General features: G+C 62.6%; 11 protein-coding genes and 5 pseudogenes. 9 read left to right on the top strand and 7 right to left on the bottom strand.

The window, feature by feature from the left end:
- Positions 1-37: 37 nt before the first annotated feature.
- Positions 38-350: pseudogene (locus MCBMB27_RS20555) on the top strand (transposase); the annotation flags it as partial.
- Positions 334-435 (top strand): annotated as a pseudogene (locus tag MCBMB27_RS31020) (IS5/IS1182 family transposase); the annotation flags it as partial. The pseudogenes MCBMB27_RS20555 and MCBMB27_RS31020, both read left to right, overlap by 17 nt.
- A gap of 21 nt (positions 436-456) precedes the next feature.
- On the opposite strand, the gene MCBMB27_RS20550 reads toward MCBMB27_RS31020, so the two are convergent.
- The 6 genes and pseudogenes from MCBMB27_RS20550 to MCBMB27_RS20525 form a co-directional block, all read right to left on the bottom strand.
- The gene (locus MCBMB27_RS20550; RefSeq protein WP_075381168.1) at positions 457-735 is read right to left on the bottom strand and encodes a hypothetical protein; all 279 of its coding nucleotides are present in this window, start codon (positions 733-735) and stop codon (positions 457-459) included.
- Positions 736-1152: 417 nt separating this feature from the next.
- Positions 1153-2809: pseudogene (locus MCBMB27_RS20545) on the bottom strand (porin).
- Positions 2810-3291: 482 nt separating this feature from the next.
- A pseudogene (locus MCBMB27_RS20540) lies at positions 3292-3491 on the bottom strand (IS3 family transposase); the annotation flags it as partial.
- Between the two features lie 46 nt (positions 3492-3537).
- A complete protein-coding gene (locus MCBMB27_RS20535) occupies positions 3538-5175 on the bottom strand; it encodes an efflux transporter outer membrane subunit (RefSeq protein WP_075381167.1) in 1638 nt (545 codons plus the stop codon).
- 1 nt (position 5176) lies between these two features.
- A complete protein-coding gene (locus MCBMB27_RS20530; RefSeq protein WP_043388087.1) occupies positions 5177-6751 on the bottom strand; it encodes a DHA2 family efflux MFS transporter permease subunit in 1575 nt (524 codons plus the stop codon).
- The gene (locus MCBMB27_RS20525) at positions 6748-7767 is read right to left on the bottom strand and encodes an HlyD family secretion protein (protein WP_236952761.1); all 1020 of its coding nucleotides are present in this window, start codon (positions 7765-7767) and stop codon (positions 6748-6750) included. The genes MCBMB27_RS20530 and MCBMB27_RS20525 overlap by 4 nt, the downstream gene beginning before the upstream one ends.
- A 575-nt stretch (positions 7768-8342) precedes the next feature.
- Here MCBMB27_RS20525 and MCBMB27_RS20520 point away from each other — a divergent pair.
- The 5 genes and pseudogenes from MCBMB27_RS20520 (at position 8343) to MCBMB27_RS29745 (ending at position 14043) form a co-directional block, all read left to right on the top strand.
- On the top strand, positions 8343-8999 hold the full coding sequence (locus MCBMB27_RS20520) for a TetR/AcrR family transcriptional regulator (protein WP_051976314.1): 657 nt from the start codon (positions 8343-8345) through the stop codon (positions 8997-8999).
- A 196-nt stretch (positions 9000-9195) separates the two neighbouring features.
- Positions 9196-10110, top strand: a pseudogene (locus tag MCBMB27_RS28915) (IS630 family transposase); the annotation flags it as partial.
- Between the two features lie 526 nt (positions 10111-10636).
- A complete protein-coding gene (locus MCBMB27_RS20505) occupies positions 10637-11782 on the top strand; it encodes a tyrosine-type recombinase/integrase (RefSeq protein WP_236952760.1) in 1146 nt (381 codons plus the stop codon).
- Between the two features lie 140 nt (positions 11783-11922).
- The gene (locus MCBMB27_RS29250; protein WP_159020362.1) at positions 11923-12834 is read left to right on the top strand and encodes a hypothetical protein; all 912 of its coding nucleotides are present in this window, start codon (positions 11923-11925) and stop codon (positions 12832-12834) included.
- Positions 12835-13191: 357 nt separating this feature from the next.
- Positions 13192-14043 (top strand): hypothetical protein, encoded by an 852-nt coding sequence (locus MCBMB27_RS29745; RefSeq protein ID WP_139231672.1) that lies wholly within the window; start codon positions 13192-13194, stop codon positions 14041-14043.
- A gap of 245 nt (positions 14044-14288) precedes the next feature.
- Here MCBMB27_RS29745 and MCBMB27_RS20490 read toward each other — a convergent pair whose 3' ends face one another.
- Complete coding sequence (locus MCBMB27_RS20490; RefSeq protein WP_075381163.1) at positions 14289-14864, bottom strand: hypothetical protein; 576 nt, start codon at positions 14862-14864, stop codon at positions 14289-14291.
- Positions 14865-15636: 772 nt separating this feature from the next.
- On the opposite strand from MCBMB27_RS20490, the gene MCBMB27_RS20485 reads away from it, so the two are divergent.
- Positions 15637-16281, top strand: coding sequence for a hypothetical protein (locus MCBMB27_RS20485; protein WP_083683641.1), 645 nt, complete (start codon positions 15637-15639; stop codon positions 16279-16281).
- Between the two features lie 630 nt (positions 16282-16911).
- Complete coding sequence (locus MCBMB27_RS20480) at positions 16912-17511, top strand: hypothetical protein (protein WP_236952759.1); 600 nt, start codon at positions 16912-16914, stop codon at positions 17509-17511.
- The last annotated feature ends 134 nt before the right edge of the window (positions 17512-17645 follow it).

Here is a 17645-nt window from a genome sequence, read left to right as displayed (position 1 = left end):
TGATTCCGGGCGGCCGTTTTGCGGCCTGGAGGTGGCGATGGCGGACCTGTTCTGGCTCGTCCGACGAGCAGTGGGCGGCGATCGAACCGTTCATGCCCAAAGATCAGCCCGGACCCGAGCGGAAGGACGACCGGCAGATCATTTCGGGCATCCTGCACGTGCTGACATCGGGCTCTCGCTGGCGCGATTGCCCGGTCGCCTACGGCCCGCGTACCACGGTCTACGCCCGCTTCAACCGCCGATCGCGGCGCGGCTTCTGGAAATCCACGCTCGCCGCGCTGGCCAAGGCCGAATGGTCAGGCGATGCAGCCGCCCTCGACAGCAGCCTCCAACCGCCTCAAAGACTTGCGCCGCATTGCCACCCGCTACGACAAACTCGCCCGCAACTACGCCTCGGCCCTCGCTCTGGCCGCCGTCATCGCCTTCCGGTGCTGATCAAGTCCACACCCTAGAGCGTCACTTGCCTCCGCCGCTCCCGGTCGAACCGACGCGTGAGGGCTGTGCTTCATTGCCGGCGGCGGCCGAGTCCGTTGCGATGCCATCTTCCGCTCGGCCGGACGGCGAGTAGGTGAACGCATCCTCATCGCCGGTGGAGCCCGGCTGACGCGTGATCACGCCTGGCGCGCCAGGCGGGACGACGACGGTTGTGCTGGTCGGCGTCTCGATCACCGCCTGTGCGACGGCAGGGGTCGCGAGGATTGCAGCGAAGACTGCACACAGAACGATCTTTTTCACAGAATGCACCGTAGAGAAACGTGGGGCATTATCCCCTGGGTGGTGTCAAACACGGATTGGCCACTATCGATCCGGCCTGATCGGTCGCACCTTGAACGCAGTGTGCCAATGCACACGGCATGACCGTACATTGAACACAATATCGCGATCGATGTTGCCGATTCATTTCCGCATAAAATTCGTCAGATCCGCGCGTTAAATCTCTCATATATCCATGCCTCTTCCAAAGAGTATTTGCACCTTGCCCAGGCCCTTTCGGAGGGCATCGGGCGGCGATGGATGTCGGCTCTGCCGCATTGCCGCATTGTCGCATCGTCGGACACAAAAAACCCGGCACAAAGGCCGGGTGAGTAAGGTCCCTTTGCACGGGGACATCAAGACCGGGAAGCTTTGGAGATAACCGGTCTCGATCTGGAATTAGAAATCGCGTTGGACGCGGAAACGAACCTGAGAGATCGAGTCTTTCGTCGCGGTGGCAACAGCGAAGGTTCCGTTGTTGATGCCGGAGATGTTGGAGTAGGCCGTCGGGCTCTTGTCCAAATCGATAGCGCGGCCGCTCTTCAGTCCGATTTGCGTGTAGAACGCCTCGACGCCGATATCGAGGTCTTTGACCGGCGACCAGATGATGCTGCCACCAGCGACGAACTGGTAGGTGTCGCGCAGCGCTTGGCTCAGCTGGTAGAACCGAGTGCCTGGCACACCGACGGCGTTGGAGCCGAAGGCATTCGTACCGTTGGGGTTTTCTAGGCTGAAGATGGCACCTTGCGCAAGGCGGGCCCCATTCGAGAAGCTCTGCTCGCCATACGAGCCGAAGAAGGCCGAGCGCCATTCCGGCGTCCAGTAGTGCAGATACGAGATCGTGGTCGTGAAACTCGTTGACGTCTCAAGCTGACCGGTGAATGGATTGAGTGTAGCGTCGGCAAAATACTGATTGAATTTCTGGCCCTGAATGGTCTGCGTGCTCTGCGTGTAGCAGCCGGTATAGGCGCAGTACCCGGTGTACATCTGCGCGCCATTTCCATAGGCGCCCTGCAAGTAGAGGGAGTCGCCCGGCGCGATGAAGGGCGTGTTGATCTTCAAGCCGCCCTGTACGGCCCATCCGTACACACTGTTGGTGTGTGGGATGCTCACGTTTGAGCCCGTGCCCGTACCGGCGCCGTTGGCCACGTCGCCGACGTTCAACTCGTGCGCCGCAGCTGAGAGCTGGGCCGTGCCCCAGGCTTGATCGACGCGCAGGACGCCGACGAAGTCGGGCATCCGCTCGCGCTGGATCACATCGACCTGACTATAGCGGGTTGGAATACCGTTAGTATAGCCGATGAACACCGGAGCTGGCGAATTGCTTTGTGCGAAATTCGCAACGCTGGCGTTGACCGTGACACCAGCTGGGTTGTTCGTCGGCGAGAAGATCGGGGTTCGACGGAACACAGGGTCTTCTATGGACAGGGTCGCCGACAAACCATTGCCGAAGGTCGCCGTGTAGGCCAGCAGATTTGTAGAGAACACGTCGGATCCGAGAGTGGCGCCGGCGAACTCGAAATCGTGGGCGTAGAAATCGAAGAATGAGGAGGCGCGACCAGCGGTGAGCCCCGCGAACTGAATGAATGCCTTGTCGACATTCACATACTGCTGATCGCGGCCGAACTGATCGATGCCGAGACCGGGAAAGGCTTGACCGATGCGCTGCTGGGTCCCTGAAGTGCCGACACCGGAGTAGCCCGTCCGGGCGCCGGCATCGAGGCGCACGAAGGCTCGCAGGGTCCCATAAGCGGTTTGCGTGCGGGCATCGAGATTGATGCGCAGGCGCCCCTGGTATCCCGAGGTGTCACCACTGTTGGTGCCGCTTTGGCGGGTGTAGCTGGGCTGGTAGCCACCTTCGAACCGCGCACGGCCTCCGATACGGAGGCAAGTGTCAGTCCCAGGAATGTAAAAGAAGCCGGCGCCATAGGCGCCACAGACGCGGACGTACTCGACGGGGACAGCCTTATTGACCGGCAGGTCTGCGGCATGGGCTGCCCCCCGCCGCTATGAATGCTGCAGCAGACGCAAGCAGCGCGCTTTTCAAGACACTCATCGATATCCTCAAAGCTTCGAGACCCGTGGTGCGGCAGCGCCCGTTTTCCGGATCTCGCCGCGAAGTGCATCGCCGCCTGCATCTGAAGGCAGGCTTGTACGGGGCGTTGGACTGCGATGCCCCGATGCAGGATCAGCATGCGCGGGTCGGCACGGTTGAGCAATGAGGCTTAATCCAGCTCAAGAACAGCGCGAAGAAAATGTGGTCATTTTACAACAAAATACCCCTGTTTATCAGAAACAATCGAGCAATTTGGATGCAAATCGCGTTTCTATTTGTTTCCGTATCTCTGCACTGCCCCATAAATGATTCCAAAAATGACCATCGGTGGCAATTTAACTCGCATTCAGGATCAAATAGACGTGAATTTATGCCATGAACTGCCATTTTTGTTTCGATGCTGGCGATAAATTTCAACTGCTACACATTCTCGTTAGGCAAGGGATCGCAGGCTCTCCGTGACCGGGGAACACATCGTCGCTGAGCCCGTCGTCCCGCATCAGCCAGGCCACGCGTCGCCGGCCTGCCGCCATGCCCTGTTCGTGCAGCTCGTGCGTCACACGGGGCTGCCATAGGTCTCGTGCGAGAGCGCGAAGGTGGAGCGAACAGGGGTGAGCAGCACGAGATCCTCGCGCTGCCGCCTCGCAGCCGGGCGGCTCTTCCAGGCGAAGAAGCCGTTCGGGCAAGCATTCAAGGCGACGCCGACACCAGGCCGCTCGGGCCTGATCTCACAGAATCGGCCCGGCGCCCGCATGGGTGAGATCGGCAGCCGGGACAGAGACCCGGGACAGGTCTAGCGCCGGTGTCGGACCCGCCGGGAAGGTGCTTTCCCAGCCGCCCCCCAGCGCCTTCGACAGAGCCACAAAGTCAGTCGACATCGCCGCCGTCGCCTGGACGAGGTTGGTCTCGGCCTGCAGCACGGTCTGAGAGGCCTGGAGGACGGTGGTGAAGATCTCGACGCCCTGCGTGTACCGCGCCCGGGACAGCGCCAGCGCCTGCCGCGCATCGGCCACCTGCCGCGCCAGCCGCGCCCGGCGGCCCTCGTCGCCCCTGAGCGCAGCCAACGCGTTGACGACGTCGTGCCAGCCCTGGAGCACCGCCTTCTGGTAGGCGATCGCCGCCTCCTGCTGGCGGGCCCGCTGGAGGACGAGGTTCGACTTGAGCCGACCGCCCTCGAAGAGCGGGATGGAGATCGACGGCCCCACATTCATGTATTGCAGGGACGAGCCCCGGAAGATCTTGCCCGGATCGACCGCGTTGACGACCGGGCTCGCCGACAGCGTCACGGAGGGGAAGAACTGCGCCTCGGCGACGCCGATCTCGGCGACCGCCGCGTGCAGGTTGGCCTCGGCCCGCCGGATGTCGGGGCGGCGCAGCACGAGACTCGACGGTACCCCCACGGGGATTCGCGGCGGCACCGGCGGGATCGCGCGGCCGGTCACCAGCTCCTGCGACAGGGAGAGCGGCGGCTCGCCGAGCAGCAGCGCGATGGCATTGATCTGCTGGATCTCCTGCTGCTGGAGCTGCGGCAGCTGCGCCTTGATCGCTTCGACCTGCTGGGCGGCGTTCGCCGTGTCGAGGCCCGTGACGAGACCCCGCTGCTGGCGGATGCGCACCACTTCGAGGATCTGCTCGTTGACCTTGATGTTGGCGAGGTCGATCCGGATCTGTTCCTGCGTCCCGCGCAGCTGCACGTAGTCGCGTGCGAGTTCCGCCTGGCTCGAGACCAGCGCGTCGCGCCGCTGCTCGGCGGCCGCGTCCGCCTGCGCCTGGGCGGATTCCACCGACCGGCGGACCTTGCCCCACAGGTCGAGTTCCCAGGAGGCGTCGAAGCCCAGCGTGTAGCTCTCGAAGCCGTTGGTCAGCGGCGCCGTCAGGTCGCTGCTGGAGGCGCTGGAGCCGCTGCCACCCGTGACGCCGCCGAGGGAGTTGGACAGGAGGCCGATCGTGCCGTTCTTGCTGAATTGCTGCCGGTAGACACTGCCCTGGCCGTTGAGGGTTGGCAGGCCGGCGGCGGCCGCGGTGCCGAGCTGGGCCCGGCTCTGGAACAGGCGCGCTGTGGCGGTCTGCACGTCGAGGTTCTGCGCCGCGACGCGGTCCTCGAGCTGCGCCAGGATCGGATCGCGGAAGGCGAGCCACCACGTCACCGCCGGCTCCACCGCGCTGGTGTGGGCGAGAAGCGGCAGCGGGGTCCGGGCCGGCTGGCCGGTGTCGAGGTAGTCGCTCGATTCCGCGAGCGGCGCCGCGGGGGGCAGGAAGTTCGGTCCGACTGTGCAGGCCGTCAGCCCGGATAGGGCGAGGGCCGCGCCGCCGCGCAGCCACGGGCGGGGCCGGGAGGAGATGCGGGAGGAGATGCGGGAGGTCATGTCAGTGTCCTCCCCCGCCGCCCTGCGCGGTCTTGGCCGAGATCAGGAAGCAGAGCGGCACGACCATCAGGGCGATGACGGCCGTGTACTGGAAGATGTTGCTGTAGGCCAAGACCTGCGCCTGCTTCATGTAGGTCTGGTAGGTGTGGGCGACCGCCTGCTGATGCACGACGGAGGCTGCGCGGCCGAGTGAGCGGAGGGTGTGCTCACTCTCCTGGATCAGCGTGTTGTAGCCGGAGCGCAGCGGCGTCATGAACCCCGACAGGTGCGCTTGGTCGGCCTGCGTGCGCTCGGTGATGGCTGCGGTCGAGAGCGAGATCCCCAGCGACCCGAACACGTTCCGGAACATCGAGAACAGGGCCGCGCCGTCGCTGCGGTATTTCTGCGGCAGGGTCAGGTAGGCGATGGTCGAGATCGGCACGAACAGGAAGCCGAGCGCCGCGGTTTGGAGGGAGCGCATCAGCACCAGGGTCCTGAAGTCGATGTCGGGGGCGAGCCGGCTGGAATAGAACAGGGCTGCGCCCATGAAGGCGAAGCCGAACATGACGATGAAGCGCGTCTGGACGACCTTCATGAGCTGCCCGACGATGGGGATCAGGATGATCACCACGATCCCGCCTGGCGACAGGATCAGGCCGGATTTCAGCGCGGTGTAACCCAGCACGTTCTGGGCGAATTGCGGGATCACCACGGCGCTGGCGTAGAGGGCGAAGCCCATGGCGCCGATGAGCACGCAGCCCATGGCGAAGTTCTTGTCCTTGAACACGTCGAGGTCGATGATCGGCTTCTTCGCCGTCAGCAGCCAGCAGATCGCCCCGAACACGCCGAGGAAGCCGATCGTCGCCATGATCCGTATGAACGGCGAGCCGAGCCAGCCGTCGTCCTCGCCGCGGTCGAACACGATTTGCAGGCAGCCGATGCCGATCACGATGAGGGACAGGCCGATATAGTCGATGCCGCGCTTGGTCTTGCGCTTCTCCTGCTCGGAGGGCGGGTCCTGCACCAGGATGCTGTTGGCGATCACCGCCAGGATCCCGACGGGGACGTTGACGAAGAAGATCCAGCGCCAGTCCAGGTGCTCGATCAGGTAGCCGCCGAGCGTCGGCCCGAGCACGGGCGCCACCACGGTCGCCACGGCGGTCACCCCGAAGGCCGCCCCGCGCTTGGCGGGCGGGAACGTGTCGAGAATGATCGCCTGCTGGCTCGGCTGCAGGCCGCCGCCGAAGAAGCCCTGCATCAAGCGGAACACGATGATCTGGCCCAGGCTCTGCGAGATGCCGCACAGGAAGGACGACACCGTGAACATCGCGATGCAGATCAGGAAGTAGCGCTTGCGCCCGATCGTGTCGGAGAGCCAGCCGGCGATGGTCAGGACGATGCCGTTGGCGACGAGATAGGCGGTGAGCGTGTAGGTCGCCTCGTCGCTCGAGGCGGCGAGCGACCCAGCGATGTAGGGCAGCGCCACGTTGACGATCGTGGTGTCGAGGATCTCCATGAAGGCGGCGAGCGTCACCGTGATGGCGATCAGCCAGGGGTTGTAGGCGGGTTTCCAGCCTTGATTCGGATCGCCGCTCATTTCAGCAGCACCGTCGGCTCGACGCTGACGCCGAGGGGCAGGGGCTCGTCCTTCTTCAGCCCGGAATCGATCACGATCTTCACCGGCACGCGCTGGACGATCTTGATGAAGTTGCCGGTGGCGTTCTCGGCCGGGAAGGCTGAGAACTTCGAGCCCGAGCCGCGCTGGACCGAGTCCACATGGCCATGCAAGTCGAGGTCGGGATAGGCGTCCACCGTGATGGTGACCTGCTGGCCGGGCCGCATGCCGTCCAGCTCGGTCTCCTTGAAGTTGGCCGTGATCCAGACGTCGGTGGTGACGAGCGACATCACCTGCTGGCCCGCCGTCAGGTAGTCGCCGGCATTGACGTTGCGCCGGGTGACCCAGCCGTCCTGGGGCGCGCGCACGACAGTCCACTCGACGTTGAGGACGGCTTGGTCCAGCTGGCCCTTGGCCTGCTCGGCCTGACCCTGGAGCTGGTCGACCTGCTGCTCGGACTGGCCGATATTCTGCTGGACCGGCATCGCCTGGATGACCCGGGCCTCGGCCTGCTCGACCTGCGCCTTCGCCTGCTGGTAGTTCGCGGCGGTCGTATCCACATCCTGCTGGGTGGTGGCCAGCTTCGGCAGGCTCTTCTGCCGGTCGTAATTCGCCTGCTGCAGGGCGAGGTTGGCCTTGGCCGAGGCGAGGTTCGCCTGCGCCAGCGCCAGCGCGGCCGGGAAGTTCTTCTTGGCGATCTCGACGCCGAGTTTCTGATTGGCGATCTGCGCTTTGCTCGCGTCGAGCTGACCCTGGGCCTGCTCCTGTCGGTAGACGTATTGCCGGGCATCGATGCGGAACAGCGGGTCGCCCTTGTGGACGAACTGGTTGTCGGTGACATCGAGGGAGATCACCTGCCCGGCGACCTGGGGCGCGATGCTGACGATGTTGCCGTCGGTATAGGCATCGTCGGTCGAGGCCTTGCCGCGGGTCGACAGCCAGAAATAGAGGCCGCCAACCACCATCAGAAGGACCACGACCGCGCCGATGCCGATCACGAGCGGTCGGCGCTTGCTGCGCCGTTCAGCATCCTGATCCCGGCCGCCCTGTTCCGCATTGCCGGTCCGCCCATCGCGGCCCGATCCGTCCTGCCCGTCCGATCCTTTGCCGCGGGGGTGCTCTTCATTCTGCTGACGCCCGCGGCGATCGTCATCGGCCGATCGATCCGCGTCCCGACGCCCGCGATCTCCTACGGATTCGCCTCCGTCATCGTTCTGATCGTCATCGGGATAATTGTCCTGCGCTTCGTCCCGGGCGCGGTCGGAGCTGCGGCGGCGGCTCGTCTCGAACGCCATGGACCTTGCACCGTCCCACCGTTCCTCGCGGTCGGATGCGCGTGCCGCGCGGCGCCCGCGATCATCGGCTTCGGAGCCGAGATCGATATAGTCGCGGCGGTCGCGCGGGCGGCCACCGGAGCGCGATCGACGGTCAGTATCATCGTCGGCCATGAATCGGATTCGCAACCCTATCGACCGCGCAGCCGAAGGAACACTCGATCACGCGGCCCACTTGCCTTAGACGCGGTCAACATAACCGAACCCGGCGGTTCGGATGTGCGAGGGTGGACGGAGCGATGTCAAGCGCCGCAGAGGTCGATCAGAAGGCCGCGCGTGGGCCAATCCCGCGCGGGGCGCGGCGCCGCGCGGAGATTGCCCAGGCTGCCGAGAAGGTATTCCTCGAGCACGGTTTCGCTGAGACGACGATGCAGATGGTCGCTCTCGCGGCTGGGTCGTCCAAAGAAACGCTCTATCGGCATTTCGGCAGCAAGGAAGATCTGTTCATCGAAGTGGTGGACAACCGGAACAACGAAGTCCGACAAGTTCTCGACTCAACTCTGGAGAGCGATGGGCCCATTCCAATCGTCTTGCAATCGGTCGGCATCGCACTTTTGGAATGCATGTGCAGCCCCATGGTGGTCGCGCTGGCTCGCATGATCGTGAACGAGACTCACAGGCATCCGGCGCTCGGGGAGGCCTTCTACGCGATGGCGCCGGGCCGTACCCTGCAGAAGCTCACGGGCTACTTGGCCGAGGCCCGGACCCGCGGGGAATTCACCGGCGACGATCCGGCGCGGGCGGCGGAGATCTTCACCGGCAGCATCATGGGCAAATTCGTTCCGCTGATGCTGTTCACCCCGCACACCTTCGCCATCGATCCCGATCAGATCAAGGACCATGTCGCCGAGGCGGTCTCTGTGTTCGCGAAAACTTATGTCGCAAAGGATCGCTAGCGGAGAGATTGTTTTTTGAACCAAAAAATCCAAGATTATTTGAAATCAACAAAACTATAAAACATTTCATCTAACATTATATTCAAGTATTTTCCAGACCGACTAGAGATTTTTCGGAATGCGCTGAGTCGGACGGCTGGGGTTCACACCGGGCATTTGGGCTGATTCATTGCGCGCTCCCTGTGAGGAGCACGGCATGGGCCGACCCGACAGCCAGGATCTGCGTGAGCGGGTGGTTGACGCGGCAGGCGCGACCTCGCGCCGGCAAGCGGCCAAGCACTTCGGGGCGGGTGCTGCGACCGCGATCCGCTTTATGACGGCACTGGCCACGACCCGGACGGTGGCGGCCCGTCCGCAAGGTCGGGCACGCCGCTGCAAGCTCGATCCGCACGAGGCGTTCCTGCGGGCCCTGATCGCCGAGCGGGATGACGTCACCCTAAAGGAGATGCAGGCCCGCTTGAAGGATGAGCACGACCGAACGGTTGGGCTGCGCACGCCGTGGAGTTTCCTGACGCGCGCGGCCTGACGTACACAAAAAGACAGCCCACGCCACGGAGCACGACCGTCCGGACGTGAAGGCCGCCCGCGAGGCGTGGTTCGAGGGCCAGCCCGATCTCGACTTCGCCCGCCTCGTGTTCCTCGACGAGACTTGGCCCTCGACCGACATGGCCCGCACCTGCGGCCCCCCCCCCGCGGCAAACGGCTTCGCTCGAGCGTGCCGCACGGTCACTGGAAGACCACGACCTTCGTGGCGGGCCTGCGCCTGTCGGGCCTCGCGGCGCCGTTCGTGCTGGACGGTTCGATCAACCGCGACGCCTTCCAGACTTCCGTCGAGCGCGTGCTCGTGCCCGAACTCGCTCCCGGCGACACCGTCGTGATGGACAACCTCGGCAGCCACACAGGGCCGGCCGGCGCGCGGCTGCTCTTCCTCCCGCCCGGCTCGCCCGACTTCAACCCGATCGAGATGGCCTTCTCAAAGCTCAAGGCGCTGCTGCGCAAGGCCGCCGAGCGCACTGTCGAGGGATTGTGGGCAGCCATCGGTCGGCTCATCGATACGATCACGCCCGATGAGTGTGCCACCTTCTGCGCCGCCGCAGGATATGAGCCAGATCAAATCGAAAACGCTCTAGCGAAATCCATCGCCCACCGGAACACACGCATTGGATGCGAGAGGGCATCCTCCTGCCTCATGTCCCAGCAGTCGATGCGGCTCAGCCTGTACAGGAGCGCGGCGGGTTCCAGGCCTGCCACGATCGGATCGCGAGGCATCGAATTGCCAGGGCGAACAGTCCTTATTTATCGATGACGCACGCGCGTCAGCGATAAATTATGATGAGATCGTAGCCGGAAACGCGCCCAAAAACGAAAATCTATGGCGTGCGTCACGGGACGACTGGCGGAGAGGGGGACCGCCCTACTCAATTATCCAGGACGGTCCAAGAAGGATCAACATCGACTGATTTGCTATAGCCTACCAAGTGGATAGGGGGGTTCGCCGCCGGTGCGCTGGTCCGACACAATCCCGCAAGATCCACTTGCAGCCAACAGACGATGTGGGTCAAAATGTGGGGTAGGTAAGTTAGGCGGACCCTGCGATGGGCGGAACTGGACGACATCCTGAGAAGGCTTTGACTAGCGTGCAGGTTCGCGCGCTGAAGGCCCCCGGCCGTTACGCCGATGGTCACGGCCTCTACCTCATCGTCGACCCCTCAGGCGCCAAGCGCTGGCTCCTGCGCATCGTGGTGCAGGGCCGGCGACGCGATATCGGCCTCGGGGGGGCCGGCCTCGTCAGCCTCGCTGAGGCTCGCGAGAAGGCTCTGACCTACCGCAAGACTGCCCGCGACGGCGGTGACCCCATGGCCGAGCGGAAGAAGGCGCGAGCGACGATTCCGACCTTCGCCGAGGCCGCAGAACTGGTCCACGCGGAACACGAGGCGACATGGCGCAATTCGAAACACGCGGCGCAGTGGATCACGACTTTGCACACTTATGCCAATCCGCATTTCGGCACCAAGCGCATCGACCAAATCGAGACTCCCGATGTGCTGCGTGCGCTTTCGCCGATCTGGCTGACGAAGGGGGAAACCGCACGGCGCGTACGTCAGCGGATCGGAACAGTACTCGATTGGGCGAAGGCGGCCGGTCACCGCAGCGGTGACAACCCGGTCGGCGGTGTTGCAAAGGGCTTGCCGAAGCAAAGCGAACGCGCGGAACACCATGCCGCCCTGCCTTACGCCGACGTGCCAGCCTTCGTCGCGCGGCTGCGGGGGATAAGCGGTCAGGGTGAGATCGGGCGATTGGCCTTCGAGTTCCTAATCTTGACAGCGGCGCGCACAGGCGAGGTTCTGGGGGCGCGGTGGGCTGAGATCGATGAGGCGAGAGCGCTGTGGATCGTGCCTGCGGCGCGGATGAAGGCCGGGCGGGAGCATCGCGTCCCGCTGAGTGGACGGGCCTGCGACGTGCTGGCTCGGGCTCGGGCATTGGGGAGCGGCACCGCGCTGGTGTTCCCAGGACGCAGGAGCGATCAGCCATTGTCGAACATGGTGTTCTTGATGGCGTTGCGACGGATGGGGTCGTCAATCACGGCCCACGGGTTCCGGTCGTCGTTTCGGGACTGGGCGGCCGAGGCGACGAGCCTACCGCGGGAGGTGGCCGAGATGGCACTGGCCCACACGGTCGAGAACCGTGTTGAGGCCGCCTACCGGCGGGGCGACCTACTGGAAAAGCGGCGCGATCTCATGGAAGAGTGGGCGCGTTTCACCGCTAGCACGCAGCCGCTTTGAATTTGGACCACAGTAGAATGCATAGGCCGCGCAAAGCCCGGAAGCGTCCAATAGACCGACGTAAGCGAACGAGCGGTCGTCTGACGCCTGAGGAGAAAGCGCGGTACCTTCACCTAATTTCAGAAGACTTTCTCGCCGAAATGACGGCGACTGAGATAGCCAGAAAATACGGCATATCAACCGCATCGGTCTACCGGTGGCAAAGGCAAAGTGACGACATCCAACAAGCGATGAACTCTGCCGCGCCCAACAGCCAAATTCGGATCGCCGACATTTTGCTGCAACTATGCAGCGATAAAGAAAGGGAGCCGGCAGCGACCCACGAGGCGCTGTTTCAGTTTCTCTCCTGGATTCGGTGGCCGTCGGAGCCCGGGTTTCATGTCCCCGCAATGGTCAACTGCATAACATCATATGCTGTCCAAAAATTCGGTAGTAAACGGATAGACGATCTTGATCCAGGACATAAAGGCATACTCAATAAATACCTAACTATAGATCTTGTCAGGCGTCTAAGTTCCCCACAAGCTGCATTCAACCCAGATTTTGAGATTGTGACCAATACGAAATCGCGCTATGATGATCGTCAGTTTTACGCACAAATTATTAATTATTTGATCTACGACGAGCCGTCTAAAACAGACAAGCGCCGCCGACGCACGCTCGAGAGTCTGAAAATCCTCGTCGAGGAAGGAGCGTTTGGGCCAGACTGGTCGATGTCGCGCCGCACCTTCGAGCATCAATGGCGCAGCAGAGCTTGCACTTTCCCCTTCCTCTATGTCGAGCAGTACCACTCCCCGTTTGACTGGTCTCTGAACCCGCAAGATGATGATTTTGCTGAAAGTATCGACGAGATCGTTTCAAACCTCACCTTCTTTCCAGTCTATCTGGGTCGAGTGAGTTGGGTGATGCAGCAGTTGCATAGGGTGCTTGACCCGCGGGCAACGCGACTGATCGGGTTTCCCAAATTGCCGGGACAAGCGGTGGCAATTCCCACGGTGGCTCCCAAACTACCCGATAGCCTACGAGCGAAAATAAACGGGTTCATTTTGTGACTAACTCGTTGCTAAGGCTAATTATTTTTCTCGTGAGAGGTAATTTCTAACGTCAGCCGCCGAGCGGGCGATCATCATACACCGGTCAGCACAAGCGGTGTTGGCATTCGTTCGGTGGAGATAGTGAATGTCAAGCTCGAGTAATAATCAGACCAACACTCCGAATATGGTACTTGAGGCGACTTGCTTGCGTCTCAGTCAGATCATTCACCCACATGGCCCTTTGCCAATCAGCAAATCCTCTTGGTGGGCTGGGGTTCGATCGGGCCGTTACCCACAGCCCGTGAAACTTGGGCCTCGTATCACCGCGTGGAGGTACGAGGACATTCGCAGCCTCATTCAGGCGGAGGTTGCGTGATGAATGCCGGCAGCAGAAGGGCAAAGGTGCGGGGTAGCTCGGAAATCGCTTCCCGCAAAGCAGGTTCGACAACCCCACCATTGGCCTCCGGTCTCGATGGCCTCAGGAATATTTCCCTTCCAAATCAGCGGGACATTTCCACGAAGTGTACCGACCGAGCGACCTTGCTCAGAAAGGGTGGAGTCGAACGAAAAATCGAGCGTATCAAATCACTCTTCGATGAAGCAGAAGGCAGCTATCGAGACCGAATCGACAAGCAAATCATCGATTGCTTCGAACTAGCAAATCTTCTCTGGAGCATAAGAAAAAACTGTGCCGACCTTCTAGACGGCGAATTTATGCGCCGGATTAAGCGTCGTCCGAGCAAGAGTGAAGCGTTACGCTTCGTTCTATCCAAGGTACGTACAGATGCGAAAGAAGGGAGCTTGTACTACCGGGCAACTGAGCCCCTATTCTCGGAAGGAGTTACGTTGCCCGAGCTGTCGAAAACCGTCACCGATGCGGGAGGATACAGAGCGCTCGCAGCTCAGCACGTGAAGTCTCCTCGCAGGCGGAAGCAGCCCAATAACCAGGCCGCATCCGATGCGAGCGACGCATCAAGCGATGATAATGGCGAAGATCAGTCGAAAGATGAAGATGAGACCGAACACATAACAAGGGATGACCAGCAAAAATATCCGGTCGTCAAAACACTGAAAGGGACAGAGGTACTTCACTGTAAGTTCGACGGAAGTGGCCGAGACATGACAAGGCTCGAAACTGGCAACTGGTTTGGCGTTTGTGGTCGCGTCCTCGGTGTGGTCGACGGTCGACCAATCCTCGAATTTTTTGCCTACACCCTTTTCGAGTGACCGGGGGGCGCTTGAGCGCCCCCTACCCTGTTCAAAGCGTAATAATCTGAGAAAAGGCCGGGCGGCCGGGAAAGAATACCCGCAGTTGAAGTTTCCCATCCGACCCTTTTCGCACCGTGCGAAAAACGTAGACGCGACTCAACTAATCGCTTGCGCCTTCGACGAGGCCCGGAAAGGCCCCCTGTGGGGCGACTGAGCCTCCTCGCTGATCAGCACGCATCGAGCTCTGAGTCGATCCCGATGCCCTATCGCATCTCGCCCGAAGTCCGCGGGAGAATGACGAAGCCATCGAGGCCGATTGCGGCGCGGCGCTGAACGGTCTTGTAGCCGTAGTCAGCGACGTAGGAGGTCCGGTTTTCGATGCGGGTGAGGTGAAGCTGAAGCAGCGGGTGCTCGCCGTGGATGTAGAGGTGGAGGTTCTCGTCGAAGTGATCGTGGATGCTTCCTACTAGGCGCCGTTCCGGGTGGAAGAGGGCGACCCCGTGGAAGTGAAGGCCGTCGTTGACCCGCACCTCGCTGAGGAGGTGTTTCTCGCGCTTAGCGACGGGGTAGTCCGGTGCGGCGACGATGATCGGCAGCTTGCCATAGTTCCGGGGGGCGTTTGGCCGGCGAAAAAGGCGGGTGAGTAGCGTGGCGTACACCCGCTCCAGTTCCCACTCCATGACCCGCAGTTTGGCTGCTTCAGATCCAGGGATATGCTTGAACATCAGGGTGATGAGGTGGCCCTCCCATCCCGCATCCATCTTCTCCTCAAAGTATCTTCCCCAGGCTTCAATATATGATTTGCGGGTGGTGTAGCTGTTCGTATCAGGCATCGGCATTGCGGCTGTTCCTTGTTGCAATCAGGCAATAGGTCCCATATACACAGCATGTCTGCAGTGCATTGGCTGGTCTGATGAAGTAGGGGCGGCGCGGCGGGCGCTTCCACGCGTTGCTTTGGCCTACATTATCAATTGGCTTTTACGAGTTTTGAGCCGGACGCTCTTCGCCTCACGAGTGTGGCGCCAGAGATTTCGGCGAAGCCGCGCTGGCAGGTCAAAGCTGCAACTCGCCCGGTCGCAGCAGTCCGACGGTGCCGGCGATCGACAACAGCAGCCCTCATCCCACCCACTTTCGGGCAGCTGGCGAACGGCGGTTCGTGAGTTCAGGCAGGAAGGCTTCGCCCAGCGCATTCCTTAGATCGTCAGGACGATCTCTCCGAAGTGCTTGTCCTGCTTCATGCACGCGAGCGTGGCTGGCGCCTCGGCGAGCGGATACCTGCTATCGATCGGCAGGCAAGAGTTGTGCGGCCACGCCGGCCAGGAGGGATGTCGGTCCAGGTTCACGGAGCATCCCTGCCGCGGCGCCGCTCGGCATCATAGCGCAGCTGACCCAATTCGATGCCGATTTGACGAATAGGAATATAGTCTGATAATAAGCTATTGGGCTGCCGTTTTGTGGCCTTCATCGAGGGCCGCCATGAGGCACCCACCACCCACGCTGGTACCGAACCACCGAGCGCGACCGTTCGGCCTTCTGCACCAGCATCAGCGATCCGCAACCATCCCAAGGGGGTCTCATTCCGAGGCCCCCTTCGCTTTTCTGGAGCCTGTTATGATCGCAGACACCGCAAGGAAAACCAAAGGTGCCATCATCCCCGCCGAGAGCCCGCTCGCTAAGCCGATGCCGGCCCTCGTCGTGTTCGGCGTCGACAAGAGCGGAAAGCCTCACGCCGCTTGGTTCGGAGTCACCGACGTGAGACTCGCGACGAAGGCCGCCGATACCATCGGGTTTCGCACCTTCGTTCTGTGCGATGAAGCTCAGCGTGCAGCCACCGCCGATCTACCCCAGGGCCGGGTGTTCGGGTCGGGGCGCGCTTTCGTGCCGTTCGTCGCTCGGGAGGTGTACGAGCGCCTGCAGGCACTCGCCGACGAGCCGAAGTGTTTGACCTCATCCAGCATCAGAGTGGTCGCCCAAGGCCCGGCAGAGCCCGCTGATGACGACGCGGGCTGCCCTGGCGGCTCTGGTCCCGTGGATCCCCGCTACCCACGCAGCTGGGCAGGCATCGCGAACGGCAGCCTCGTGCTGATCACCGAGGGTGAGGACGATGGCTGGTACGAGGCCGTGGTCGTCGCCTCGAAGCCGGGCGGCGAGTTCACGCTGCAATGGCGTGACTGGCCCGACCTGCCGCTGTTGGTTCGCCGACGCGATGAGATGGCACTCCTACACCCGAACGCTGCCGCGGCAGCTGCAGCCTAACCGTGGACAAGGCCGGCCGGCGATTTGGCGTACGATTCGCTGGCCGATGAGCTCGTAAGCGCAGCGATACACCATGTCCGAAATGCGCTGATTTTGTTGAAAAACTTGGAGGCGGCACCTGAAGCGTTTTCCAAGGTAGCGCGCGAGAAAAGGTTGGTCTCTCGCAACGTCTCGACCCGCACCCGCGGTGCGTTCAGGGCAATGCAGTAGTGAAATTTTCTCTATCCGGCGTTCTGCGCTGAGCTGATTTGACCGGATCCCGAGTTTCTCAACAAAACTCATCCATTACCACCGTTCAGCTGAACTCGACGCCATCCCGGAAACTTTCGCTCCGGCAGAAGACGACTCGGGTCTTGATCGCGCTGGAAGCCTGGGCGGGACGCGCCTTCTCGGCGACCGTGGACCAGTCAATGCATCCTGATAGCGATGTTCCGATCGGCGGATGCTTACAGAAGCACGTCACCCGCATCGGAGGGCGGGGCGCGTCTGGGCGCTGCCGTTCCTCACGCGCTGGTGCCGTTAGAGCGCGCCTGTCGCGAACGGGGTCGGCGGCACCAGCCTCTGCTCGACGTCGGACGCCAACTCGCTTTCTAAGCGCGCCGCTGGCTGCGCGCACGCGACCTCATAGTGGTGGGCGACAGCAGCTTCTCGGCCTTGCTGTTCCTCGACGCAATGCGCCGCGCTCGCATCACGGTGATCACCTGCCTGCGGCTCGACGCAGCGCTCTACGATCCCGCCCTACCGCGGCCGCCCGGCACGATCGGGCGCCCGCGGACCAAAGGCGCGCGACTGCCAATACTCGCCGCGATCCTCGCGGCCGAGGACACGCGCTGGCACGCGGTCGTGGTGCCCGGCTGGTACGGGGCAGGCGAGCGCACGATCGAGATCACCTCGGACACCGCGGTGTGGCGGCACGGTGGCTTGCCCGTCGTACCGATCCGTTGGGTGCTCATCCGCGATCCCGAGGCGCGCTTCCCGCCCCAGGCCCTGCTCTGCACGGATCCGACGCGCGAGCCCGCGCAGATCGTAGGGTGGTTCGTGCGGCGCTGGACCATCGAGGTCACTTTGCAGGAAGCGCGTGCCCGTCACGGGGTCGAGACGCGGCGGAAGTGGTCCGACACGGCAATCGTCCGCGCCACGCCTTGCCTGCTCGCCCTGTTCTCGATCGTCACGCTGCGGGCTGCACGGCTCCCAGCCCGCCAACGGCAACGGATCGCGGCCGCCGCGTAGTACCCCAAACCTCGCCCGACCTTCGCCGATGCTCTGGCCGCCGTGTGCTATGCGATCTGGCGCGAGCGGACTTTGGTAACATCATCGCGCCGAGGCGCCCGAACAAAACCCCGCTTCCGTTTGCCAGCGCCCTG

Origin of the sequence: Methylobacterium phyllosphaerae (genome assembly GCF_001936175.1) — a bacterium.
GTDB classification, from domain to species: domain Bacteria; phylum Pseudomonadota; class Alphaproteobacteria; order Rhizobiales; family Beijerinckiaceae; genus Methylobacterium; species Methylobacterium fujisawaense.
The sequence above is the reverse complement of the archived record's forward strand: the minus strand, read 5'-3'. Positions and strand labels throughout refer to the sequence as shown.